The sequence below is a fragment of the Rhizobium lentis genome, assembly GCF_017352135.1.
Lineage (GTDB): Bacteria > Pseudomonadota > Alphaproteobacteria > Rhizobiales > Rhizobiaceae > Rhizobium > Rhizobium lentis.
Genome location: NZ_CP071454.1, coordinates 4,431,680 through 4,452,558 on the forward strand (window position 1 = coordinate 4,431,680; position 20,879 = coordinate 4,452,558).

Genomic DNA, 20,879 nt, shown 5'->3' on the forward strand with positions numbered 1-20,879 from the left:
GGCATTCATGAAACTTTCTCATAGGTCCTTGCCACCGACGCCACCTTATCGAGGCTGACGCCACGCGCTAACTATGCTCTATCGCGGACGCTCTCGGTCCACCGCGGACGATTGGGTTCGCAGCCCAAGACACAGGAAGCACGATCATGGAAATCAAACGAAACGGCTCACAGCGATCGGCCAAGGGACCGGCGGATTGGTTCACCGGCACGGTGCGCATCGACCCGCTGTTCTCCGTCACCGATCCGGCTCGCGCCGCCGGCGCCAGCGTCACCTTCGAGCCCGGCGCCCGCACCGCCTGGCACACGCATCCCCTTGGCCAGACGTTGATCGTCACCTCGGGCTGCGGTCGGGTCCAGCGCGACGGCGGCCCCATCGAGGAGATTCGGCCAGGAGACGTCATCTGGTTCCCGCCCGGCGAAAGGCACTGGCACGGCGCAGCGCCGACCACCGCCATGTCCTTTTGTGGCTGCATCTTCACCACCTGATCATTTCCTCGGTGCCGGCGCATTCTCCAGAAAAGCCGGTATCGCCTCGAGTCTGCCGACAATCTCTGCAACATTCGGCCATCGACCGAGATCGAAGCCCATGCGTCTTGCGCTGATTGCCTGCGGAAAGAGGAAAATGTCGGCTATGCCAGGCCGGTCTCCGATGGCGAAAGCGCCATTCCTGCGGCCGGCAATCATCGTCTCGACCGCGGCCATTCCCTCGCCGACCCAATGACGGCTCCAGGCGGCAACGGCGTCGGCATCGGCTTGAAAGGCAGCCTTCAGATGCAGGCCGATCCGCGGCGGCAGCAGCGCGTGGATCTCGGCTGCGATCGCAAGCGCGATCGAGCGGGCCTGCGCCCTGTCTTCGGCGTTACAGGGCAGGAGCGGCGGCTCAGGCTGAACCTCGTCGAGATACTCCACGATCGCCATCGACTGGGTGATGAGAACACCGCTATCCGTCAGCAAGGCCGGAACCAGCCCCTGTGGGTTGACGCTGCGATATCCCGCCTGCCGGCTCTCGGCCTCTTCGCCGAGAATGCCGACCGGCAGCGCTTCGGCCGTCAATCCCTTCAGGGCGAGCGCGATCCGGACCCTCGAAGTCGCCGACGATATTTCGTTCTGGTAGAGTTTCACTGTCTTTCTCCATGTTGACCTGAGGAGGCTGCGGACGCCGCCGTGACAAGGCCCGCAAGCGGCGAAGGCTCGCGCGAGCGCACGTCGTAGACGCAGGGCGCGGCGAAGACCGCCGCTCCCAGAATGCAAATGATCATCAGTCTCATCAAATGCTCCATCGGGAGGCCGACCGACCTCCTTGTTGGTCAGGCAACGGTCAATTCGACATGGATGTTGCCGCGCGTCGCCTTCGAATAGGGGCAGCTCCGATGCGCCTCATCCACCAGCGCCTTTGCGACATCCGCTTCGATGCCAGGCAGGCTAACCTTGAGACGGGCCTGCAGAAAATAGTCGCCGTCGGTCGTTCCGAGATCGACCTCGGCGTTCACGGCGGTCTCTGCCGGGAGCCTAATCTTCAGCTTGCCCGCGGCAATGCCGATCGCGCCGATGAAGCAGGCCGACCAGCCGGCCGCGAAAAGCTGTTCCGGATTGGTCCCGGGCCGGGCGCTGCCGGGAGGTGAGAGCTTGATATCCAGCTGGCCGTCGTCGCTCTGCGAAGCGCCTTCGCGCCCGCCGGTCGTATGGGTCTTGCCGGTATAAAGAACCTTGTCGATCTTGGTCATGGAACACTCCTTGTTTGCATCGCTTTCCGCGACTGGGCCGCCTTGTGCGGCCGGGTTGACGGAGTGTGGTTTGACTGGCCGATGTATCGCCCATGTTTCTGAAATTTTGCTAAATGTCACAGAATGTAGCGCCGGCTATTCCGTACATCTTGCCTTACAAATGCCTTGCGATTTTCTCCCACAAACACTTGTCACCGAAGGGTGATTTCTGCAGCAAGTCCGCCACCGGAGCGATTGTAGAGCCTGAGCGAACCGCCGATCTTGGCCGTTAACTGCTGGGCGATCGCCAGTCCGAGACCGGTACCGCCTGTCTCCCGGTTACGAGATTGCTCGAGCCGGAAGAAGGGCTGCATCGCCGCTTCGAGCATATCGTCCGGAATGCCGGGTCCGCGATCCATAACACTGATGACGACGGCATTATCTGCGCCGCGCTCGACGCTGATCTCGGCAGCGCCGGCGAACTTCAGCGCATTGTCGATGAAATTCGACAGGATGCGGCGCAGGGCATGCGGCTTTGTGAAGACGGCGCCATCGACCAGCCCGACGACCGTGACGGCCTTCCCGGTGTCCTGATAGTCGTAGGCTATGCTGTCGATGAACGAGGAGAGGTCGATGCGGGTGTTCTTTTCTCCGCTGCCGTGGGCGCTGCGCGCATAGGCGATCCCGTCCTGCACGAGGCGCTGGATCTCGGCGAGATCACTCACCAGCTTGTCCCTCTCGGGTGAATCTTCCGCCATGTCGGCGCGCAGCCGCATGCGGGTGATCGGTGTCTGCAGATCGTGGGAGATCGCCGCCAATATCTGGACGCGCTCTTCGAGGTAATGGGCGATCCTCTCCCGCATCGCATTGAACGCCCTCGCCGCATGCGCGACTTCGCTCGGCCCCGTTTCGCTCAAACCAGGGCCGTTGCTATCAGGATCGAGCGCATCTGCGGCGGCGGCGAGCTCTCCGAGCGGCCGGATCGCCAGGCGGACCGCAAACCAGGTGCAGAGGATGAGCAGCGCCATCTGGACGGCGAAGACATAGGGTAGCCATTCCGCGATCGGCATGACGCCCCTCGGCGTCACATCAACGGTGAGCGGGCTGCCGTCGCTCAGCGTCAGATGCGCCTGCAGCCGGTTCACCTCGCCCGGTATCCGCTCGATGCGGATCGGAAAGCGGTGCGCCACGGCCGCCTCTATCTTTCCTGCGATCTCCCTGCCCTTGCTGGAGGTGTCAGGCACACCCGCCAGGCCAGGCCCGAGCTCGAAACGGTAATTGCCGCGGCTCAGCCAGTCCATTAGGTCGCCGCGCTCACCTGGCGGAAGCCGGTCGAGAACAGCAATTGATGTCGCAACGTCGTTCTCCAGCGTGCCGAGCATCACCGCCTTGGCCGACATGTAGCGCTCCATGTAGAGAACGCTGAAGGAGAGCCCATAAGCCAGGGCCAGACCGATCAAAAGAATCAGAAAGATCCGGGATCGCAGCGTGCTCGGCCACATCAGGCCCGGCAGAATGGGAATCTCGGCCCTCATTGGCGCGGCTCCGAAATTTCGACCGGAACCGAGAAGACGTAACCTTCGCTGCGCACTGTCTTGATATAGGTTGGCTCGCGCGCATCGTCCCCCAGCCGCTGGCGCAGGCGACTGACGAGAAGATCGATCGAGCGATCGAAGAGGTCGGCGTCGCGGCCCTGCGTCAAGCTCAGAAGCTGGTCGCGATTGAGCACACGCTGCGGATGGTCGATGAAGACGCGAAGCAGCCGGTATTCGGCGCCGCTCAGCGCAATCGCGGTCCCCTCCTTGTCGAGAAGGTGACGGGCAACCGTATCGAGCCGCCAGTCGCCGAAGGTCAGCAATTGTCCCGCCTCGCTGATCTGCAGGTTGGGCGGCAGCATGCGCGTGCGCCGCAGCACCGCCTTGATACGGGCGAGAAGCTCGCGCGCGGCGAAAGGCTTGGCAAGATAGTCGTCGGCGCCCATCTCCAAACCGAGGATCCTGTCCATCTCGTCGGTGCGGGCCGTCAGCATCAGGATCGGGATCGCCTTGTGCCGGCCCGCGCGCAGTTCGCGGCACAGCACCAGCCCGTCGTCGCCCGGCATCATGATGTCGAGCACGATCAGGTCGACGGCATTGGCGTCCAGAAAACTGCGCATCTGACGCCCGTCGGCCGCGACGCTGGTCCTGAGACCGTTCTTCTGCAGGTAACCCGAGACCAGCTCGCGGATTTCACGATCGTCGTCGACGATCAGGATGTGATCGACATGATCCATATTTGCCTATTCCTCAACGATTGCGGCCGCGCCCGCCGCTTCGTTCATAACGTCCAAGCGCCAGACGCGACCTACGCATATTCCGCCGGCCCGGGCAACGAGCCTCTGCCGCCGATCAGAGGCGATCGACGTCGATGACCGCCTGGGCGAAGGCCTGCGGCGCCTCCTGCGGCAGGTTGTGGCCGATGCCGCCGCCGATCGTGCGGTGCTCGTATTTCCCGGAGAACTTGCCGGCATAGGCGGAAGGCTCCGGATGCGGCGCACCGTTTGCATCGCCTTCCATGGTGATCGTCGGCACCGAGATCATCGGCAGAGCGGCAAGCTTTTTCTCATAGGCATCGTACTTGGCCTCGCCTTCGACGAGCCCGAGACGCCAGCGATAGTTATGGATGACGATCTCCACATGGTCGGGATTGTCGAAGGCTGCGGCAGACCTGTCGAATGTCGCATCGTCGAAATTCCACTTCGGCGAGGCCGTCTGCCAGATGAGCTTTGCGAAATCATGCGTGTTGGCCGCATAGCCAAGACGGCCGCGTTCGGTGGCGAAGTAGAATTGGTACCACCAGGCAAGCTCCGCCTTCGGCGGAAGCGGCTTCTTGTTGGCCTCCTGGCTGCCGATCAGGTAGCCGCTGACCGATACCATCGCCTTGCAGCGTTCGGGCCAGAGTGCGGCCATGATATTGGCGGTCCGCCCGCCCCAATCATAGCCGGCGACGATCACCCGTTCGATATCGAGCGCGTCGAGCAGGGCGATCATATCGGCGGCGAGCGCCGAGGGCTGGCCGTTTCGAGGTGTGGCGGCGTCCAGGAATCGGGTCGTGCCGTAGCCACGGAGATAAGGCACGATCACCCGGTAGCCGGCAGAGGCAAGCAGCGGCGCGACGTCGACAAAACTATAGATGTCGTAGGGCCAGCCGTGCAGCAGCAGCACCACCGGACCATCCGCCTTCCCAGCCTCGGCATAGCCGATATCGAGCACGTCGGTTTTGACCTGCTTCAGCGCTGCAAAGGACGTATTTGTTCCGGCCTTCAAGCCAGGCAGGGATGCGGCGGGCGCTGATTGAGCAACGGCCGCGCCAGTCAGCCCGAATTCGACGGCCGCAAGCGCGATTGCCGTCATGCCGAAGAAGCGGCGGCGGTGATGGTTGATTTGCTCTGACATCGGTCTCTCCTGTCAAATGGATAACGATCCCGGTTTAGTGTTGCCCTTGTATCCCTGATATGTCGCGTGCCGTCCGTTTTGAATGCGGATGTAGCTTCCGCCCGTCATGATACATTCCGATACAATCGCGCCGACCGAAGGAGAGCACCGTCCGGCAGCACCTGCTTTCGCCGCTGCCGGCGACGGTGCCGCTCGTTTGTATCGCTCTGTATCGACCGCACGCCACGGCAATAGTTCGGTACATTTTTCCTCGAAACCGGACACATCGGGGATACGTCCGCTCGGCCATATCCCCGCCGTTGCTGGTTCAGGCCCATCGCCGTCCAGAGCCCAATCAATCGGTTTCAGAGGAAACGATGATGACACTTCTGATTGTTGCCTATCTCGGAGGGGCGCTGACGATCCTCAGCCCGTGCATCCTCCCCATCCTCCCCTTCGTCTTCGCGCGCGCCGGACAACCCTTTGTCAAAAGCACGCTGCCCATGCTGGCCGCCATGGCCACGACCTTCGCGCTGGTCGCGACCCTCGCCGCCATCGGCGGCAGCTGGGCGATCCGCGCCAACGAATATGGCCGGCTTGCGGCGATCGTGCTGCTGGCGCTCTTCGGCGCGAGCCTGCTTTCGCCGCGCTTCGCCAGTACGCTCGCCAGGCCGATCGTCGACCTCGGCAACTACCTCGTGAACGCCAGCGGCGGCGGACGCGCCCAGCCGACCGTCAAAAGCCCCCTCATTCTCGGCGTCGCCACCGGCCTGCTCTGGGCGCCCTGCGCCGGACCAATTCTCGGCCTCGTGCTGACCGGCGCGGCGTTGCAGGGCGCCAACCTGCAGACGACCTTCCTGTTGATCGCCTATGCAGCCGGTGCTGCGACCTCCCTTTCGGTCGCCTTGCTGGTCGGCGGTAAAATCTTTGCCGCCATGAAGCGCTCGCTTGGCGTCGGTGACAGAATTCGCCAGGTGGTCGGCGGCGCCGTGCTGGCGGGCGTCGCCGTCATCGCACTCGGCCTCGACACCAGCCTGCTGGCGCGCCTTTCCTATGCCAGCACCGCCTCGCTGGAACAGGCCGTGCTGGACAGGCTGCATGCCAAGCCCGCCGTCGGCACACCCTCTGAGTTAGCGAGCAACGACACCATCCCTGCGGCCGATGCAAAGAAACCTTTCCGCAGTGACCTGCCCGTCGAAGGTTATGCGCCCTCGTTCGACGGCGCGGTCGAATGGCTGAACTCGAAGCCGCTGACACCGGAGCAGCTGCGGGGCAAGGTGGTGCTCGTCGACTTCTGGACCTATTCCTGCATCAACTGCATTCGCACCATTCCCTATGTCAGGGCCTGGGCGGAAAAATACGCCGATCAGGGGCTGGTCGTCATCGGCGTGCACGCCCCGGAATTTGCCTTTGAGAAGAAGATCGACAACGTCAAGAAGGCCGTCGGCGACTTTCAGATCGGCTATCCCGTTGCAATCGACAATGATTACAAAATCTGGCGCGCCTTTGAGAACAGCTACTGGCCTGCCGCCTATCTGATCGATGCCAAAGGTCAGATCCGCTATCACCATTTCGGCGAGGGCAATTACGGCAGGACTGAGAAGGCCATCCAGGATCTGCTGCGCGAAGGGGGCAGCCAGATGGCGGAAACGGCCCCGGTCGCGCCCGATGCCAAGGGTGTGGAAGCGGGTCCCGACCTCGCCAACATCGGCTCCGGCGAGACCTATCTCGGCTATGGACAGGCCGCGAATTTCGTCTCTCCCGAAGGGCTGCAGGCCGATACGCCGCAGAGCTATTCGATCGCCAAGCCCGGCATCAATGCATGGGGCCTGTCCGGCACCTGGACCGTCGGTAAGGATCAGGCAACGCTCGACCAGCCGGGCGGCAGCATCGCCTATCGTTTCAGCGCCCGCGATCTGCATCTGGTTCTCGGACCAGGCGCCGACACCAAACCGATCCGGTTCCAGGTGAAGATCGATGGCAAGGCGCCCGGACCGGATCACGGCTCCGACATCGATGCCGACGGCAACGGCACGGTCACTGCGACCAGGCTTTACCAGCTCGTTCGCCAGTCCGGCACCGTCGCTGCCCGCACTTTCGAAATCCGTTTCCTCGATCCGGGCGTTCAGGCCTACGCCTTCACCTTCGGCTGAACCCGCGACCACTTCATGCCCCGGCCTTCACCATCGACCATAAGGAATAATACCATGACCAAGCATCTGACTTTCATCGCAGCCCTTGCCTTTGCCACCGCCGGAATCGCGTTTGCGGCCGAGGCTGCGGCGGTCAAGAACATCGTGATCGTCCACGGCGCGCTGGCCGATGGCTCGGGATGGCGCAAAGCGACCGAAATCCTCGAAAAGCGCGGGTTCAACGTCACCATCGTTCAGGAGCCTCTCACCTCGCTCGACGACGATGTGGCGGCGACGAAGCGGGTCCTCGACCTCCAGGAAGGACCGACGCTGCTCGTCGGCCACAGCTATGGCGGCATGGTCATCACCGCAGCCGGCAACGATCCGCATGTTGCTGGCCTCGTCTATGTCGCGGCGTTTCAGCCCGACAAGGGGGAAAGCCTGCTAAGCCTTACCAGCTCGAAGCCGGCCGGCAGTATGAACATCAAGGAAACGAAAGACGGCAAATATCTTTATCTCGATCCCGGCGCCTTCGCCGCGGCTTTCGCAGCCGACCTGCCGAAAGCCGAAACGGATTTCCTGGCAAGATCGCAGGTCTTCGCGTCGAAGCAGGCCTTTTCCGCCAAGATCGGAGAGCCTGCATGGCGGACGAAGCCGAGCTGGGCGATCGTTGCCACCGAGGATCGCTCCATCAACCCCGAGCTGGAGCGTGAAATGGCCAGACGAGCAGGCAGCGCAGTGACGGAGATCAAGGGCAGTCACGCCGTCTTCGCATCGCAGGCGGAAAAAGTCGCCGATGTTATCGAGCAGGCGGCTGGGAAGGCTGGTCAACGGAGAGGGTAGACAGGGCCACCTCCTCTTCTCCCGGCGGGCAAAGAGGAGGTCAGCGCCCCTCCCTCACGTGAGGGAGGGGCGAAAGCACCTACTGGTTGGCGGCGACCGGACGGACCAGCGGAGTGACGCGGCGGATGGTGACGCGGCGGTTTTCCTGTTCGGGGCCCGACGTGTTGACCTTCAGGTAACGTTCGCCATAGCCCTGCGTCGCCAGGTTCTCCGGCGCGATGCCGTAGACGTCGGTGAGCACGTTGGCGACCGATTCCGCCCGCTGGTCGGAAAGAACCAGGTTGCTCTGGTCGGATCCGACGGCATCCGTGTGACCCTCGATCAGGAAAGTTTCGCTCGGATCCTTCTCCAGCACCTTGTTGATCGCATCGGCCACCTTGCGCAATGTGCGCGCCTGGGTCATCGGAATTTCGGCGCTGCCGGTCGCGAAGGTGATCGTATCGAGATCGATGCGTCGTACCTTGTCGCGAATACGGGCGGAATACTTCACCTCGTCAAGCGAATAGACACGCTCCACCTGCTCGACGGGCGGCTCCCTAAGGAACTCGTAATAGTCCCGGTCCGGATCGCTGCTGGTGTCGATGATATAGTCCTCAAGCGGCACGCGCAGTCGCATCGGCGGCAGATCGGCGCCTGGATCCTCGAAATAACCGCGATCCGGATCCTCATAGAGATCGGGCGAGTAGTAGAGCACATATTCGCGTCCGCGATCATCGACGCGCGACCGCTGGATGATATCGCCGTAGCGGTTGCGGATCGTGACGATGCGATAGCCTTCCGGCCGTGTGATCGTCTCGCGGTACCGATCGCCCGACAATTCCTCATAGATCGGCCGCTCGCCGTCACGAAGGAATCGCCTGTCGTCGTCACTGCGCACGATCACCTGATTGTTGTACTGGATGATCACGCGGTTGTCGTCGGTGCTGCCGTCGATACGCGCCCCCTCGGGACTGGCAAATTGCGGCCGCGTGTCCAGCCTCGTACCTTTCTCGCTGGTCACCGCCTCGAGCTTGATCGCCGGGGCTGCAGCGGCGGCAGGGGCCTGCGCATCCGCATCCGAGGTCGGCACCTTTACCTCCTGGCTCTCGGCGCGCAGTTTGTCGCGGTCACGGCGACCTTCCCGGCCCTTGCTGCGGTCGGCATCCTTGTCGCTGTCGAGCACGGCCGCACCATTCTCAACCGGCAGCACGACGGTCTCGTTGCTCTTGGCCGGATCTGCGGCGATCTTCTTCCGACGCTCCAGCTCCTCGGGAGAAACCTTTTCCGGCGCCGGAATCGCCTGCTCGACCTGCTGACCACCGCTGGCATCCGGCAGCGGCAGGGCCGTGTCGGTGGCGGGCGCAGCCGGCTGTTCTCCGGCGGGCTGTTCGCCCGCGGGCTGTTTGGCGGCAGGCTTGGCAGCCGTGCCATCCGTGGGCGTTTCGGTGGGCGTTGCTTCCGGAGCGGCCGCCTTGTCTTCGGTTGCCTTCTTCGCGGGTGCCGCAGCCTCGCCCTTTTTCGGCTTCTGCTCGGCAGGTGCTTCGGCTGTGGGTTTTGCCTCCGGCTTGGCTTCCGGCTTGGCCTGTTCCTCGCTGGGCGTCACTGTCTCGGGAGCGGCCGTCTCGGTCTTTGCCTTGCCCTTATCTCGGCTCTGGGCCTTATCCTGGCCCTTTTCCCGCTTGCCGCCTTCCGGCTTCGCCTCGGGCTGTGCTTGTTCCGTCTCGGGCTGAACTTCCTTGGCGGCCGGCTGCTGTTCGGGCGCCGGCTGAACCTCCGGCTCGGCTTGCTCCGTCTGCTGCTTCTTCGACTTTCTCGGCTTTTCCTGCGTTACCGGTTGTTCTTCCGGCTGCGGCTCGGCTGCCTGCTTGGCTTTGCGCTCAGGCTTGCTCTCGGCTTTCGGCGCGGGCTCCTCCTTCGGCGCTTCGGCCTTCGGCGGTTCCGGCTCTGCCTTCGGTTCAGGCGCAGGCGCCTCCTTGCGCTCGGCCTTGGGCTTCTCGGCAGGAGCCTCCTTCGGCTGCTCGGCTGCCGGCGCCTGTTCGGCGGGGGCCTCCTCCTTCTGCTTGCGCTTCTTCTTTAGGAGCTCCTCCTCGGACGGCGCATCCTGCGCCACTTGAAAACTGCCTTGTTCCGCCTGCTGCACGGCCGCGGCGGGCGCCGCTGGATCGCGTAGCGCTGCCATCGTTGTGGCCGGCTGGAGAGCTAGCGATAGGGAGAGCAGCGGAAAAGCTGCGCTAGCAAACAATGTTGATTTCTTGCCCATCGGGTTTCCTCGATCCTGTTTGAGCTGGTTCGCCCCTAGCTTCGCAATGAGGCGAAACGGCGAATTGGCAAAGCGCCAAGCCGCCGATTTGTTCCGGTTCTAGGAAGCCGCGGATTAACCTCGCGTGAATGTTGCAGTCTGCTTTCGTTCATCTCGCCTGTTATTTGCACCGCACAATTGCGCGGGAATTTGTGTTGCAATTCCATGAAAAAAAGTCTGATTATCGCCACAAGGCGGTGTCGACACCGTTGAATTGCGGTCGCCAGTCCAAGACAAAAACAGGCAGCGGCCACCAACAGAGAGGATCCTTATGTTTAACTCCACCCGTATCTTCGCGGCAGCCTCGATCGCGGCAATGTCGCTCTTTGCCGGTTCGGCCATGGCCGATGGCGAGAAATACGTGATCGGCACCGATTCGACCTATCCGCCCTTCGAATTCGTCGATGCCAGCGGCACCATCCAGGGCTTCGACATCGATATTGCCAAGGCGCTCTGTGCCGAGATGAAGGCCGAATGCTCCTTCGTCAGCACCGACTGGGACGGCATTATCCCTGCGCTGAATGCCAAGAAGTTCGATATGATCGTTTCGTCGATGTCGATCACGCCGGAGCGTCTCAAGCTCGTCGACTTCTCCAACAAGTATTACAACACCCCGCCCGCAATCGCCGTGCCGAAGGACTCCAAGGTCACCGACGTCGCTGGCCTCAAGGGCAAGGTGATCGGCGCGCAGACCTCGACGACGCATGCCAACTACGCCGAGAAGCACCTCGCCGACACCGAACTGAAGCTCTATCCGACGGCTGACGAATACAAGCTCGACGTTTCCAGCGGCCGCGTCGATGCCGTCATCGACGACGTCGTCGTTCTCTCCGAATGGGTCAAGTCCGACGCCGGCGCCTGCTGCAAGATCCTGACGACCCTGCCGGTCGACAAGGAAATCAACGGCGAAGGCGCAGGCATCGCCGTCCGCAAGGGTGATCCGCTGAAAGAAAAGCTGAACACGGCGATCGCGGCGATCCGCGCCAGCGGCGAGTACAAGAAGATCCAGGATAAGTACTTCGATTTCGACGTTTACGGCGACTGAGAAATTCGGTATCTGGCCGATCAAGCGAATGGCGGAAGGCTTGCTCTTCCGCCATTTTTGTTTGACAAAGGTGGCAAGATCAAAACGGCAAAAGCCGTGAGGGGAATTCTCGCATGGGCGGATTGTTTTCCGCGCTTGGCTCCTTCTGGAGCTCACTTGTGCACATTTTCGATCCGCTCTGCGGACCTGTCGGGATCTTCACCTGGTTGGGTCCGTCGACGATCCTTGCCTGTGGCGACACCGGCTGGGGTGACGAGATCGCGCTTGGACTTCAGGTCACGGTTTCGGTGGCGATCGTCACCCTCCCGATCGGTCTCGTTATCGGTTTCCTCGTAGCCCTCGGCCAGCAGTCGGAAGAAAAGTCGCTGCGGCTGGCGGCCGGCATCTACACGACGATCTTCCGCGGCCTGCCGGAGCTTCTGACGCTCTTTATCATCTATTACGGCATGCAAATGCTCATCCAGTCTCTTCTGGAGCTCGCTGGCTACGTGGGGCCGCCGGTCGAGATCAACGCCTTCCTTGCCGGCGTGATTGCATTGTCGGTCGTCTTTTCCGCCTATTGCTCGGAAGTGCTGCTCTCGGCCTTCCGCGCTATTCCGAAGGGCCAATATGAGGCGGGAGATGCGCTCGGCTTGCATCGCGGCCGCACGCTCCGTCTGATTGTTCTGCCACAACTGGTGCGCATTGCTCTCCCCGGCCTGACGAATCTCTGGATGGTGCTCCTGAAGGACACGTCCTACGTCTCGATCATCAGCCTTGCCGACATCCTGCGCCAGACGAATGTCGCCGTTCGCGTGACCAAGGAACCCTTCTTCTTTTACGGCATCGCATGCTGTCTCTACCTGGCGCTCGCCATCCTCTCCTCCTTCCTGCTCGCCTATGTCGATCGCTGGGCCAAGCGTTCGGAGGTCCGCCGATGAGTTTCGCCGAAACATTGATCCCGCCGCAGCCCGCGCCGCGTGAGGTAGCGAAGCCGATGACGGCGGCACGCCTCGCTGGCTATATCTTCGTCGGTTTTTGGGCCTTGCTAGCCGCGCTGTTGGTCTTCACGGTCATCAATGGCTGGGATATCGAGAAATTCACGCGCTACGGGCCGCGTTATCTGCACGGCCTATGGGTGACGCTCAGTCTGGTTGCCATTTCTGTGGTCTGCGGTGCCGTGCTGTCGCTGCCGCTTGCCATGGCGCGCCTGTCGAAAAGCAGGCTGCTGAACTTTCTATCCTATGGCTATATCTACTTCTTTCGCGGCACACCGCTGCTTGCACAGCTCTTCCTGGTCTATTACGGCCTCGGCGTGTTCCGCCCTCAGCTGGAGGCTGTCGGCCTATGGTGGTTCTTCCGCGACGCCTGGTATTGCGGCCTGCTCGCCATGACCATCAACACCGCGGCCTATCAGGCGGAAATCCTGCGCGGCGCAATCGAAAGCGTACCCCACGGCCAGCGCGAGGCGGCAGCCGCCCTCGGCATTCACAAGGTCATCGCGTTCCGCAAGATCATCCTTCCTCAGGCCTTCATCGTCGCGCTGCGCCCCTATGGCAACGAAATCATTCTGCTGATTAAGGGGTCGGCGGTCGTTGCCATCATTACCGTGCTCGACCTGATGGGCGAAACCCGCTACGCCTTCTCCCGCACCTTTGACTATCAGACCTATCTGTGGGCTGCGATTTTCTACCTTGCCATCGTCGAGGCGCTGCGACATCTCTGGGGCTGGATCGAGCGCCGCCTGACGCGGCACCTCAAGCGGTGAAACGACTGGCAGCACTCTCCGTCTTATGCTGCCAAGGCATTGAAAACAAAAAAGAATACTCCCTGTGCAACGCATCTGTTAATCTTGCGTTAACCACTCGCATGCTTTCATTTTACATAGCACTAATAAGCGCGAGAGTGGGAACAAGAAGAAGCGGAATACAATGCACAAGGACATGGAAAAGCAATTGCAGGGCTACGGTCTGACGACCGCCCAGATCCTCTACCGTCTGCCGGACCATCCGACGATCCTGCAGACTTACGTCTGGCAGGACTATGACCTCGCCCCCGATTTTCCCGAAATGCGCGGTTTCCTGAAATTCTGGCAGGAAAAGCTCGACGGGCCGCTGCATTCGGTACGTTACGTCCACCGCAAGCTGATCTCGGCAACAGAGTGGCGGGCCCTGAAGGGCGAGTTCATCCTGCACTGATCAGACATGCGCCTCGCCATGCCCGAATTCGCCTTCGTCGCGATCCGGGCGCAGCGCGAAACAGAGCATGCCGACATAGAAGGCGACGACCGCCGCGATGACCGCTAGCCCGGGAATCGGTCCGAGCACGGCATTGTCTATGACATAGGTCCATGACTGCGCCTGCAGCGTCGGTACGCCCTCAGTCTGCAGTTTCGGCGTCGAAATCTTCAGGCACCATGCAAGCAGCAGGATGAAATACATCCAGCCGTAATTGCGTTTAAGACGGCGATGCATCGCCTCGCCATAACTCAGCAGAAAGCGCGGATGGCGCAGACTGCCGGCAATCACCGCGGCCCATTCGGTGCCGCGCTTTGGGTCGGGCGCCAGAATTTGCGCAAAATAGGAGCGCTCAATCTGGCGGATGCGGGCCCGGTAAATGTCGAAGAAACGGTAGCGCCGTGCCTCGATCATCAGAAGCAGCGTGATCAGCATCATCCCGAACACCAGCACGCCGTGATGCGAGGTCGGCGTCGACAGCGACACCGAGAGCAGCGCCGCCACCACGGTGATCGCCCAGTTGGACGTTCGGTCGATGCGGTCGCGCCAGCTCGTCATCCGTCCGAGTTCGCCGCGGTAATAATGGATAAGCGTGTTGGTGGTCTCGCCCGGCGTCGTGGGCAGCAGCAAGGGGCGCTCACCCTCTTCTTCGCTTGCCGGTGGCATCCTATCTTGCTCCGCCTTCATGGTATTTCCTCCCGCCGTCTTCCTTTTGGCCATTCTGCGCCTATCGCCGCGCCATTGCAAAAGATCGAAAGCCGCCGTAGAGCCAAACCTGAAAACAGAAGGACATAGACCGCGATGGCAAAGAAAATTGACGAAGAAGCCCTTGCCGAGGCCTATAACCGCGCACTGGCGTTGGAGAAGTCCGGCGACGTCGACGCGGCCGTGGCGGCCTATGAGCAAGTCTTGGCGATCGATCCCGACGACCACGGCGGGGCCGCCGTCCGCATTGCCGCGATGGGCCGAGGCGAGACGCCGGCCAAGGCGCCGGACGCATACATCGAAACCCTGTTTGACCAGCACGCCGAGGTCTTCGAGGACGTGCTCGTCGAGCAGCTCGGCTATCACGTACCGATGCTGGTGCGCCAGCGCCTGCAGCAGCTGCAGCTCGGACCGTTCAAGCGGCTGCTCGATCTCGGCTGCGGTACCGGTCTCACGGGCGGCGCCCTGCGCGACCTCTGCGAAGATATGACCGGCATCGACATATCGGAGAAGATGGTCGAGATTGCCCATGAGAAGGATCTCTACGAGACGCTTTTCGTCGCCGAGGTCGAGGACTTCCTCGATGACAACGACGAGGAAGCCTTCGACATCATCACTGCGACCGATGTGTTGCCCTATCTCGGCGCGCTTGAGCCACTATTCTTCGGCGCCGCCGAAAACCTCACGCCGGGTGGCCTGTTTATCTTCTCCTCGGAGACCCTGCCTGAGGAGGCCCTCGCCGGCCGCGCCTATATCGTCGGCCCGCATCAGCGCTTCGTCCATGCCGACAGCTATGTGAGGGAAAGGCTGACGGCTACCGGTTTCGAACTCGTCGAGATATCGGATATCAACGTGCGCATGGAAGACGGCCAGCCGACTCCCGGCCATCTGGTGATCGCCAAATATGTCGGCTAAGGGAATAGTTGCGCGATTGGCGAAGTATCCATTGCGCGAAACTTCCCTATCTGATACTTAGTCGATCGGTGAAGTTTATCGCAACGACAGGAAAGGTCGCCGCATGTCGCTAGTCCTTTATGGGCATCCGCTTGCCTCCTTCTGCCATAAGGTGCTGATCGCGCTTTACGAAAATGGCACGCCCTTCGAGAACCGTATCGTCGATCTGTCCGACGAAACCTCACGGGCCGATCTCTTCCGGTTCTGGCCGATCGGCAAAATGCCGCTGCTGCGCGATGAAGCCCGAGACAGCACCATTCCCGAGACCTCGATCATCATCGAATATCTTCATCACTATTATCCGGGTCCGGTAGCCCTGCTGCCACTGGAGATCGACCGGGCGCTGCAGGTCCGTCTCTGGGACCGCTTCTTCGACCACTATGTTCAGGTGCCCATGCAGACGCTGGTCAGCAATCACCGGCGTCCCGAAGGCAAGGCGGACGAAATCGAAATGGCTGCTTCCCGGGCAACGCTCGCTACGGCCTATGCGATGATCGAAAAGCAACTGGGCGAAAGCCCATGGATAACGGGCGAGGCCTTCACCATGGCCGACTGCGCCGCCGCCCCCTCTCTCTTCTACGCCGAAACGCTGGTTCCCTTTTCATCGGATCAACCGAAGCTTCGCGCCTATTACACCAGGCTGTTGGCGCGTCGTTCCTTCGCCAGGACGCTGGAAGAGGCACGCCCCTATTTCAAATTCTATCCTTACCACGACAGGCTGCCCGCCCGCTTTCGGGATGCGGCGGAATGATCGAAGGTCAGGCGGATCTCGACCGGATGTTCCACGCGCTTTCCGATCGGAGTCGCCGCGGCATGATCGACCGCCTCGGTCGCGGCCCGGCCTCGGTCACCGAACTGGCTGCGCCGCTCGCCCTCGCCCTGCCGACGGTGATGAAACATCTGCAGGTACTGGAGGAGAGCGGCCTCGTACTCTCGGAAAAATCCGGTCGGGTGCGGACCTACCGCCTGCAGCAGAATGCACTCGCCGCCATCGAACGCTGGGTGGAACAGCGAAAGACCCGCTGGACCACCGCCTTTGACAGGTTGGATCAATTTCTCGCCGATGAGCCGGAGACACTGCCCGAATGACGACACGATCCGCAGAACACGCCACCATCGTCATCGAACGCCACCTGAAGGCGCCGGTCGCCCGCGTCTTCCGCGCCTGGTCGACGCCGGAAGCCAAGCGCCAGTGGTTCGCCTGCCACGGCGATTGGGTGCCGCTGGAATACGGTCTCGATTTCCGCCCTGGCGGCCTGGAGAGGAACCATGTCGCCGATACCGACGGGCTCCTGCACGCCTATGACGCGCGTTACATCGACATCGTGCCCGATACCCGCATCATCTATGCCTATGAGATGAGGCTTGGCGAGGCCCGCATCTCCGTCTCACTTGCCACCGTCACTTTCGAAGCCGAAGCCGGTGGGACGATGATGCTCTTCACCGAGCAGGCGGTGTTCCTCGACGGTTACGCCGATAACGGCGCCCGCCTTCAGGGCACCGAGATCGGCCTCGACAACCTCGCGCTCTTTCTCGAGCGGGAGACGGGTCCGGTCCATTAGCCGGTCAGATGTTGCATCACTTCTTGGAACGAGATGCCTTGGCTGAGGTGTTCAACGCGGCGGCTGCGCGAATGAGCGCCTTCAACGCCTCCTCGTCGATCGCGTCGCCCTCGTGGATATCGATGGCGCGCCGGATGTTGCCGTCGAGACTGGAGTTGAAGAGACCCGAAGGATCCTCCAGCGCGGCACCTTTGGCGAAGGTCAGTTTCACCGCGCTCTTGTAGGTCTCGCCAGTGCAGATGATGCCGGCGCGCTCCCACACGGGAACCCCTCGCCACTTCCATTCCTCGACCACCTCAGGCTCGGCCTGCCTGATGAGCGCCCGGACTCGGGCGAGCGTATCGCCCCGCCAGTCACCGAGCTCCTCGATTCTCGCATCGATCAGTTGGGAGGGAGATGCTCCCTCTTTTCCTGTCCCGGTCTCGCTTGTCTTCATCGTTGCCGTCGCTTTCACAATTGCCCCACGCGTTGATAATTTTGGTGCCCGCTCACATCCGCTCGCCGGGTAAGCGGCTCGCCTGCTCCACCCAGGCGGCGAACTGGGCTTCGTCGATATCGTCGTTCTCGCGGATGTTGAGGTAGCGCACCTCGTTCTGCTTGGACTTTCCCGGTGGCTGAGGATCGAGCAAGGCGCCGCGGAAGAAGGCCACGTTGACGTAGTGATTGAAGCAATGAACACCGAGGAACCAGCCCTGCCCTTCCATGCCATAAAAGGGCGAGTTCCACTTGACCGCCTTGCACACGCCGGGCACAGCCCTGCTGATTAGCGCATCGAGGCGACGCCCGATCTCGCTTTTCCAGCCCGGCATGGCGGCGATATAGGCTTGCACGGGCGCATCGCCATAGCCCTTGGCGATCTGCGGGTTGCCGCCCGACAGAAGCTTCGGCGCCACGACCGGTTCGACGACCGTTTGTTTTGTCGCCTTGGCTACCGTCCTGGATTGCTTCTCGGCCATCGCGTTCGCTCCTATCTCCGGCGCCACATCGCGGCATAAGGCAGCAGGAACAGATAAAGACCGGTCGGCATCAAAAGGCCGAGCGGCAGCAGCGCCAAGAGGCCTACCCAGACGGTCGATTTCTCCTGCAGCATGGCAATCATATTGACGATGACCGCCGCGGTAAAGGCGAGGGACAACCAGCGATGAACCTGCCGAAACCCGCTGTTCCATTTCAATAAAACCTCCTCCGCGTGAAAGTTCTGGCGACCGGCGGTTCGCCCTGCGACAACCTCACGCCAGCCGAGCCAGAACCTGCTCCAGATTTGCAAAGAATTGCGTCCACCCACTCCTCGCGCCGCCGTAAGCCTGCCGCTGGTCCGGTCTGAAGCCGGACTGCTCCATCCGAAGATGCGTGCCGGCGCTGGTCGTGGTGAGGGTCCAGGTTACGACGCTTTGCAGTCCGTAAGCTTCCCAGGTGTAGGACAGCGTCTTGTTCGGCTCGACCTCCAGCACCTTGCAATCGACAGACCCCCAATCCGCGTTGAAACTGAAGCGATGATCGACGGCAGGCTTGAAGTCGCTCTTCATCAGCCACTCTTGAATAAGATGCGGCTGGGTGAGCGCCCGCCAGATCTTTTCCGAAGGAAAAGGCATTTCCCGCTCGATGACGACGGAGCGCGTTTCTGTCGAAGTGTCGGTCATTGATCCATCCTTTTCAGCAAATCTTCGAGATCGTTGAAGCGGCTTTGCCAGAAGCCGGCCATCTCCCTCGTCCAGTCGACCAGCGGAGCCAGCGCGCCAAGCTGCGCACTGTAATGCGTCTGCCGCCCCTCGTGGCGGTCGCGTACCAATCCGGCCTGCTTCAGGATCCCCAGATGTTTCGAAACAACCGGCTGCGAGACACCCGCCCGAGCCGTCAGCGCCCCGACCGTCTTCTCTCCCTCCCGGCACAGCCGCTCGAACAGAGCCCGCCGGGTTGGATCGGCGAGTGTCCGGAAGAGCACGTCGTGAGCATTTTTCATCGAAAATCCATACCCAAGGAGCTATGGATTGACGGATAGCTGACGAGGCATATGTATGTCAAGCGACAAACCTTGGGCACAGAAAGGCGTGCGACGCAATGCACTCCAAAAGTCGCGCAGTTTCCAGATAGCTCACAAGCTATATATCGATGCGTTTCGTATCGGTTGCGCGCCGGAGCTGTACCGCGCATCGCGCCATCCAAGCCAACCTTTTGTGAACAGGACCGGGATCAGTGGCCGCGCCCAGCCGGCCGTGAAAATTCAACGATCAGCCGAAATCTGCCTGCCATCCCTGCCCCGCCAATCGGAACGGCATCGCCGTCAGGCCGCAAGGATTTCGATCATTGCCTGGCGTCGGACCCCAGGATTGCAGCAAGCAACTGGCCTTCGAGCTCGGCAAGGCCGGAATGGCCATGCCGGCGCGGATGCGGATAGGGAATGGCAAGATCAAGCGCGACGCGACCCTCGTCAAGCACGATGACCCGGTCGGCCAAGTGCACGGCCTCGCTGACATCGTGGGTGACGAGCACGGCGGTGAAGCCGAGGTCGCGCCAGACGCGGTTGATCAGTTCCTGCATGCTGATCCGGGTCAGCGCATCGAGCGCGCCAAGGGGCTCGTCGAGCGCCAGCACCCCTGGCCGGCTCACCAGAGCCCGCGCTAGCGCCACGCGCTGCCTCTGCCCGCCGGAAAGCTTCGCCGGCCATTCCCGGGCCTTTTCCCCAAGCTGGACGTCGGCGAGCACCACGCCGGCGGCTTCCAGCGCCGCTTGGGCGTTGATGCCATCCCCGAGGCCAATGGCGACATTGTCGGCGACGCTGAGCCAGGGCAAAAGCCGCGGCTCCTGGAAGACGATGCGCGTATTCGGGCTTGCTGTCGCGCCATCCGCCCCCTCAAAACGCAGCTCGCCGGCGCTCGGCGCGTCGAGCCCCATGAGCAGGCGCAGCAGCGTGCTCTTGCCGCAGCCGCTCTTGCCGATCACCGCGACGAATTGACCGGCCGGAATATGCAGGTTGATGCCGCGAAGCACGCGGTTGGCCCCGAAGCTCTTTTCGAGCCCCGTCAGACTGATTGCCGCAGCCCTCGCGCCAACCGCCGTCGCACCGGCGCGCTCGTAATCAGGCTGCTCGGCAAGCGCATGGAAACGCTCATGGCGAACAATGGTCATCGCGTCTCTCCTATTTCTGATAGGCCGGGTTCCAGGCAAGCAGCCGCCTCTCCAGCCCGCGGGCAATGACGTCCGCCAGTTTGCCGAGCACAGCATAGATGACGAGAGCCAGCACGACGACATCCGTCATCATGAATTCGCGGGCTTCATTGGCCATATGGCCGATGCCCGACGATGCGGCGATCGATTCCGATACGATCAGCGTCAGCCACATGATGCCGAGCGCGTAACGCAGACCGACGAAGATCGACGGCAGCGCACCTGGAAAGATCACCTTGCGGAACAGCGTCCAACTGCCCATGCCGTAGACCTTGCCCATCTCGACCAGGTCACGGTCGACATTGCGCACGCCATGATAGGTGTTGAGATAAACGGGGAAGAGCACGCCAAGCGAGGTGAGAAACAGTTTCGATTCCTCACCGATCCCGAACCACAGGATAACGAGCGGAATCATCGCCAGATGCGGAACGGTACGCATCATCTGCAGCGTCGTATCAGTCAATTGCTCGGACATGCGCGACACGCCGTTGGCGATGCCGAGCAGGAAGCCGATCGAGCCGCCGACGAGAAGGCCGGCAAGGGCGCGACCGGCGCTCACCAGCACATCGTTCGGCAATTGGCCGGAAACCGTCGTCGACCAGAAGGCTAGGCCGACATCGGCCGGCGACGGCATGATGCGCGAGGAGATCCAGCCGACCGAGGAGGCAAGCTGCCAGAATGCCACGATGGCCGCCGGCACCAGATAGGGCGCCAGTTTCACCCGCCCGGGCAGCAGTAGGCGCAAACCCGCCTTCCCGGCCTTGTCGGAAGCGACCGTCGTGACGAACGGAGTATCGAAAGTCGACATGTGTTGTCCTCGCGCTTATCGGGAGCCGGATGCCGCAAGCCGTAAACGCTTGC

General features: G+C 61.9%; 26 protein-coding genes. 11 read left to right on the forward strand and 15 right to left on the reverse strand.

The window, feature by feature from the left end; genetic code table 11:
* Positions 1-146 precede the first annotated feature (146 nt).
* Complete coding sequence (locus J0663_RS21640) at positions 147-488, forward strand: (R)-mandelonitrile lyase (protein ID WP_207242383.1); 342 nt, start codon at positions 147-149, stop codon at positions 486-488.
* Here J0663_RS21640 and maiA read toward each other — a convergent pair whose 3' ends face one another.
* From maiA to J0663_RS21670, 6 genes are all read right to left on the reverse strand, one after another.
* Entirely contained in the window at positions 489-1,124 is a 636-nt protein-coding gene (maiA, locus tag J0663_RS21645; RefSeq protein ID WP_207242384.1) for a maleylacetoacetate isomerase, read from the reverse strand. It abuts the gene before it with no gap.
* Complete coding sequence (locus J0663_RS21650; RefSeq protein WP_207242385.1) at positions 1,121-1,270, reverse strand: hypothetical protein; 150 nt, start codon at positions 1,268-1,270, stop codon at positions 1,121-1,123. The genes maiA and J0663_RS21650 overlap by 4 nt, the downstream gene beginning before the upstream one ends.
* Positions 1,271-1,309: 39 nt before the next feature.
* Positions 1,310-1,726, reverse strand: coding sequence for an organic hydroperoxide resistance protein (locus tag J0663_RS21655; protein ID WP_207242386.1), 417 nt, complete (start codon positions 1,724-1,726; stop codon positions 1,310-1,312).
* A 191-nt stretch (positions 1,727-1,917) separates the two neighbouring features.
* Positions 1,918-3,240 (reverse strand): sensor histidine kinase, encoded by a 1,323-nt coding sequence (locus tag J0663_RS21660; RefSeq protein WP_207242387.1) that lies wholly within the window; start codon positions 3,238-3,240, stop codon positions 1,918-1,920.
* A complete protein-coding gene (locus tag J0663_RS21665) occupies positions 3,237-3,977 on the reverse strand; it encodes a response regulator (RefSeq protein WP_207242388.1) in 741 nt (246 codons plus the stop codon). Before J0663_RS21665 ends, J0663_RS21660 begins: the two co-directional genes overlap by 4 nt.
* A 115-nt stretch (positions 3,978-4,092) precedes the next feature.
* Complete coding sequence (locus J0663_RS21670) at positions 4,093-5,139, reverse strand: alpha/beta fold hydrolase (protein WP_207242389.1); 1,047 nt, start codon at positions 5,137-5,139, stop codon at positions 4,093-4,095.
* Between the two features lie 359 nt (positions 5,140-5,498).
* Here J0663_RS21670 and J0663_RS21675 point away from each other — a divergent pair, with 359 nt between their 5' ends.
* Together J0663_RS21675 and J0663_RS21680 are read left to right on the forward strand one after the other, a co-directional pair.
* Positions 5,499-7,271 carry a cytochrome c biogenesis protein DipZ gene (locus J0663_RS21675; RefSeq protein ID WP_207242390.1) on the forward strand — a complete coding sequence of 591 codons (1,773 nt, stop codon included), beginning with the start codon at positions 5,499-5,501 and terminating at the stop codon, positions 7,269-7,271.
* A 54-nt stretch (positions 7,272-7,325) separates the two neighbouring features.
* Complete coding sequence (locus tag J0663_RS21680; protein WP_207242391.1) at positions 7,326-8,093, forward strand: alpha/beta fold hydrolase; 768 nt, start codon at positions 7,326-7,328, stop codon at positions 8,091-8,093.
* A 79-nt stretch (positions 8,094-8,172) separates the two neighbouring features.
* On the opposite strand, the gene J0663_RS21685 is transcribed toward J0663_RS21680, so the two are convergent.
* Positions 8,173-10,332 carry an OmpA family protein gene (locus J0663_RS21685; RefSeq protein WP_207242392.1) on the reverse strand — a complete coding sequence of 720 codons (2,160 nt, stop codon included), beginning with the start codon at positions 10,330-10,332 and terminating at the stop codon, positions 8,173-8,175.
* A 310-nt stretch (positions 10,333-10,642) separates the two neighbouring features.
* Here J0663_RS21685 and J0663_RS21690 point away from each other — a divergent pair, with 310 nt between their 5' ends.
* From J0663_RS21690 to J0663_RS21705, 4 genes are all read left to right on the forward strand, one after another.
* Positions 10,643-11,416: a transporter substrate-binding domain-containing protein gene (locus tag J0663_RS21690; protein ID WP_207242393.1), complete on the forward strand. Its 774-nt coding sequence runs from the start codon at positions 10,643-10,645 to the stop codon at positions 11,414-11,416.
* Positions 11,417-11,529: 113 nt separating this feature from the next.
* The gene (locus J0663_RS21695; protein WP_207242394.1) at positions 11,530-12,336 is read left to right on the forward strand and encodes an ABC transporter permease; all 807 of its coding nucleotides are present in this window, start codon (positions 11,530-11,532) and stop codon (positions 12,334-12,336) included.
* Positions 12,333-13,163 carry an ABC transporter permease gene (locus J0663_RS21700; RefSeq protein WP_207242395.1) on the forward strand — a complete coding sequence of 277 codons (831 nt, stop codon included), beginning with the start codon at positions 12,333-12,335 and terminating at the stop codon, positions 13,161-13,163. The genes J0663_RS21695 and J0663_RS21700 overlap by 4 nt, the downstream gene beginning before the upstream one ends.
* 163 nt (positions 13,164-13,326) lie before the next feature.
* Entirely contained in the window at positions 13,327-13,593 is a 267-nt protein-coding gene (locus J0663_RS21705) for an usg protein (RefSeq protein WP_085778420.1), read from the forward strand.
* Here J0663_RS21705 and J0663_RS21710 read toward each other — a convergent pair whose 3' ends face one another.
* Positions 13,594-14,319, reverse strand: coding sequence for a DUF2270 domain-containing protein (locus tag J0663_RS21710; RefSeq protein ID WP_207242396.1), 726 nt, complete (start codon positions 14,317-14,319; stop codon positions 13,594-13,596).
* 114 nt (positions 14,320-14,433) lie between these two features.
* Here J0663_RS21710 and J0663_RS21715 point away from each other — a divergent pair, with 114 nt between their 5' ends.
* The 4 genes from J0663_RS21715 to J0663_RS21730 all read left to right on the forward strand — a co-directional run bounded on the left by J0663_RS21715 (position 14,434) and on the right by J0663_RS21730 (position 16,853).
* A complete protein-coding gene (locus J0663_RS21715; RefSeq protein ID WP_207242397.1) occupies positions 14,434-15,252 on the forward strand; it encodes a class I SAM-dependent methyltransferase in 819 nt (272 codons plus the stop codon).
* Positions 15,253-15,355: 103 nt separating this feature from the next.
* A complete protein-coding gene (locus J0663_RS21720) occupies positions 15,356-16,042 on the forward strand; it encodes a glutathione S-transferase family protein (protein WP_207242398.1) in 687 nt (228 codons plus the stop codon).
* Positions 16,039-16,380 carry an ArsR/SmtB family transcription factor gene (locus J0663_RS21725; RefSeq protein ID WP_207242399.1) on the forward strand — a complete coding sequence of 114 codons (342 nt, stop codon included), beginning with the start codon at positions 16,039-16,041 and terminating at the stop codon, positions 16,378-16,380. The genes J0663_RS21720 and J0663_RS21725 overlap by 4 nt, the downstream gene beginning before the upstream one ends.
* On the forward strand, positions 16,377-16,853 hold the full coding sequence (locus J0663_RS21730) for an SRPBCC family protein (protein ID WP_207242400.1): 477 nt from the start codon (positions 16,377-16,379) through the stop codon (positions 16,851-16,853). The genes J0663_RS21725 and J0663_RS21730 overlap by 4 nt, the downstream gene beginning before the upstream one ends.
* A 16-nt stretch (positions 16,854-16,869) precedes the next feature.
* Here the strand turns inward: J0663_RS21730 and J0663_RS21735 are convergent, their stop codons facing one another.
* The 7 genes from J0663_RS21735 to ssuC form a co-directional block, all read right to left on the reverse strand.
* Positions 16,870-17,310, reverse strand: a complete 441-nt coding sequence (locus J0663_RS21735; protein WP_207244566.1) for a DUF1801 domain-containing protein — start codon at positions 17,308-17,310, stop codon at positions 16,870-16,872.
* A 31-nt stretch (positions 17,311-17,341) separates the two neighbouring features.
* On the reverse strand, positions 17,342-17,809 hold the full coding sequence (locus J0663_RS21740) for a DUF1801 domain-containing protein (RefSeq protein WP_207242401.1): 468 nt from the start codon (positions 17,807-17,809) through the stop codon (positions 17,342-17,344).
* Between the two features lie 11 nt (positions 17,810-17,820).
* Complete coding sequence (locus J0663_RS21745; RefSeq protein ID WP_207242402.1) at positions 17,821-18,027, reverse strand: hypothetical protein; 207 nt, start codon at positions 18,025-18,027, stop codon at positions 17,821-17,823.
* A gap of 55 nt (positions 18,028-18,082) precedes the next feature.
* Positions 18,083-18,493 carry an SRPBCC family protein gene (locus tag J0663_RS21750; protein WP_207242403.1) on the reverse strand — a complete coding sequence of 137 codons (411 nt, stop codon included), beginning with the start codon at positions 18,491-18,493 and terminating at the stop codon, positions 18,083-18,085.
* Positions 18,490-18,813 (reverse strand): ArsR/SmtB family transcription factor, encoded by a 324-nt coding sequence (locus tag J0663_RS21755; protein WP_207242404.1) that lies wholly within the window; start codon positions 18,811-18,813, stop codon positions 18,490-18,492. The genes J0663_RS21750 and J0663_RS21755 overlap by 4 nt, the downstream gene beginning before the upstream one ends.
* A gap of 341 nt (positions 18,814-19,154) precedes the next feature.
* Positions 19,155-19,979: an ATP-binding cassette domain-containing protein gene (locus J0663_RS21760; protein WP_207242405.1), complete on the reverse strand. Its 825-nt coding sequence runs from the start codon at positions 19,977-19,979 to the stop codon at positions 19,155-19,157.
* A gap of 10 nt (positions 19,980-19,989) precedes the next feature.
* Complete coding sequence (gene ssuC / locus J0663_RS21765; protein WP_207242406.1) at positions 19,990-20,826, reverse strand: aliphatic sulfonate ABC transporter permease SsuC; 837 nt, start codon at positions 20,824-20,826, stop codon at positions 19,990-19,992.
* Positions 20,827-20,879: the final 53 nt, after the last annotated feature.

Bases quoted from the DNA above. Each gene is read 5' to 3' on its own strand.
- J0663_RS21640 (WP_207242383.1), top strand. From the start codon at position 147: ATGGAAATCAAACGAAACGGCTCACAGCGATCGGCCAAGGGACCGGCG.
- J0663_RS21650 (WP_207242385.1), bottom strand. From the start codon at position 1,270: ATGAGACTGATGATCATTTGCATTCTGGGAGCGGCGGTCTTCGCCGCG.
- J0663_RS21655 (WP_207242386.1), bottom strand. From the start codon at position 1,726: ATGACCAAGATCGACAAGGTTCTTTATACCGGCAAGACCCATACGACC.
- J0663_RS21660 (WP_207242387.1), bottom strand. From the start codon at position 3,240: ATGAGGGCCGAGATTCCCATTCTGCCGGGCCTGATGTGGCCGAGCACG.
- J0663_RS21665 (WP_207242388.1), bottom strand. From the start codon at position 3,977: ATGGATCATGTCGATCACATCCTGATCGTCGACGACGATCGTGAAATC.
- J0663_RS21670 (WP_207242389.1), bottom strand. From the start codon at position 5,139: ATGTCAGAGCAAATCAACCATCACCGCCGCCGCTTCTTCGGCATGACG.
- J0663_RS21675 (WP_207242390.1), top strand. From the start codon at position 5,499: ATGACACTTCTGATTGTTGCCTATCTCGGAGGGGCGCTGACGATCCTC.
- J0663_RS21680 (WP_207242391.1), top strand. From the start codon at position 7,326: ATGACCAAGCATCTGACTTTCATCGCAGCCCTTGCCTTTGCCACCGCC.
- J0663_RS21685 (WP_207242392.1), bottom strand. From the start codon at position 10,332: ATGGGCAAGAAATCAACATTGTTTGCTAGCGCAGCTTTTCCGCTGCTC.
- J0663_RS21690 (WP_207242393.1), top strand. From the start codon at position 10,643: ATGTTTAACTCCACCCGTATCTTCGCGGCAGCCTCGATCGCGGCAATG.
- J0663_RS21695 (WP_207242394.1), top strand. From the start codon at position 11,530: ATGGGCGGATTGTTTTCCGCGCTTGGCTCCTTCTGGAGCTCACTTGTG.
- J0663_RS21700 (WP_207242395.1), top strand. From the start codon at position 12,333: ATGAGTTTCGCCGAAACATTGATCCCGCCGCAGCCCGCGCCGCGTGAG.
- J0663_RS21705 (WP_085778420.1), top strand. From the start codon at position 13,327: ATGCACAAGGACATGGAAAAGCAATTGCAGGGCTACGGTCTGACGACC.
- J0663_RS21710 (WP_207242396.1), bottom strand. From the start codon at position 14,319: ATGAAGGCGGAGCAAGATAGGATGCCACCGGCAAGCGAAGAAGAGGGT.
- J0663_RS21715 (WP_207242397.1), top strand. From the start codon at position 14,434: ATGGCAAAGAAAATTGACGAAGAAGCCCTTGCCGAGGCCTATAACCGC.
- J0663_RS21720 (WP_207242398.1), top strand. From the start codon at position 15,356: ATGTCGCTAGTCCTTTATGGGCATCCGCTTGCCTCCTTCTGCCATAAG.
- J0663_RS21725 (WP_207242399.1), top strand. From the start codon at position 16,039: ATGATCGAAGGTCAGGCGGATCTCGACCGGATGTTCCACGCGCTTTCC.
- J0663_RS21730 (WP_207242400.1), top strand. From the start codon at position 16,377: ATGACGACACGATCCGCAGAACACGCCACCATCGTCATCGAACGCCAC.
- J0663_RS21740 (WP_207242401.1), bottom strand. From the start codon at position 17,809: ATGGCCGAGAAGCAATCCAGGACGGTAGCCAAGGCGACAAAACAAACG.
- J0663_RS21750 (WP_207242403.1), bottom strand. From the start codon at position 18,493: ATGACCGACACTTCGACAGAAACGCGCTCCGTCGTCATCGAGCGGGAA.
- J0663_RS21755 (WP_207242404.1), bottom strand. From the start codon at position 18,813: ATGAAAAATGCTCACGACGTGCTCTTCCGGACACTCGCCGATCCAACC.
- J0663_RS21760 (WP_207242405.1), bottom strand. From the start codon at position 19,979: ATGACCATTGTTCGCCATGAGCGTTTCCATGCGCTTGCCGAGCAGCCT.
- ssuC (WP_207242406.1), bottom strand. From the start codon at position 20,826: ATGTCGACTTTCGATACTCCGTTCGTCACGACGGTCGCTTCCGACAAG.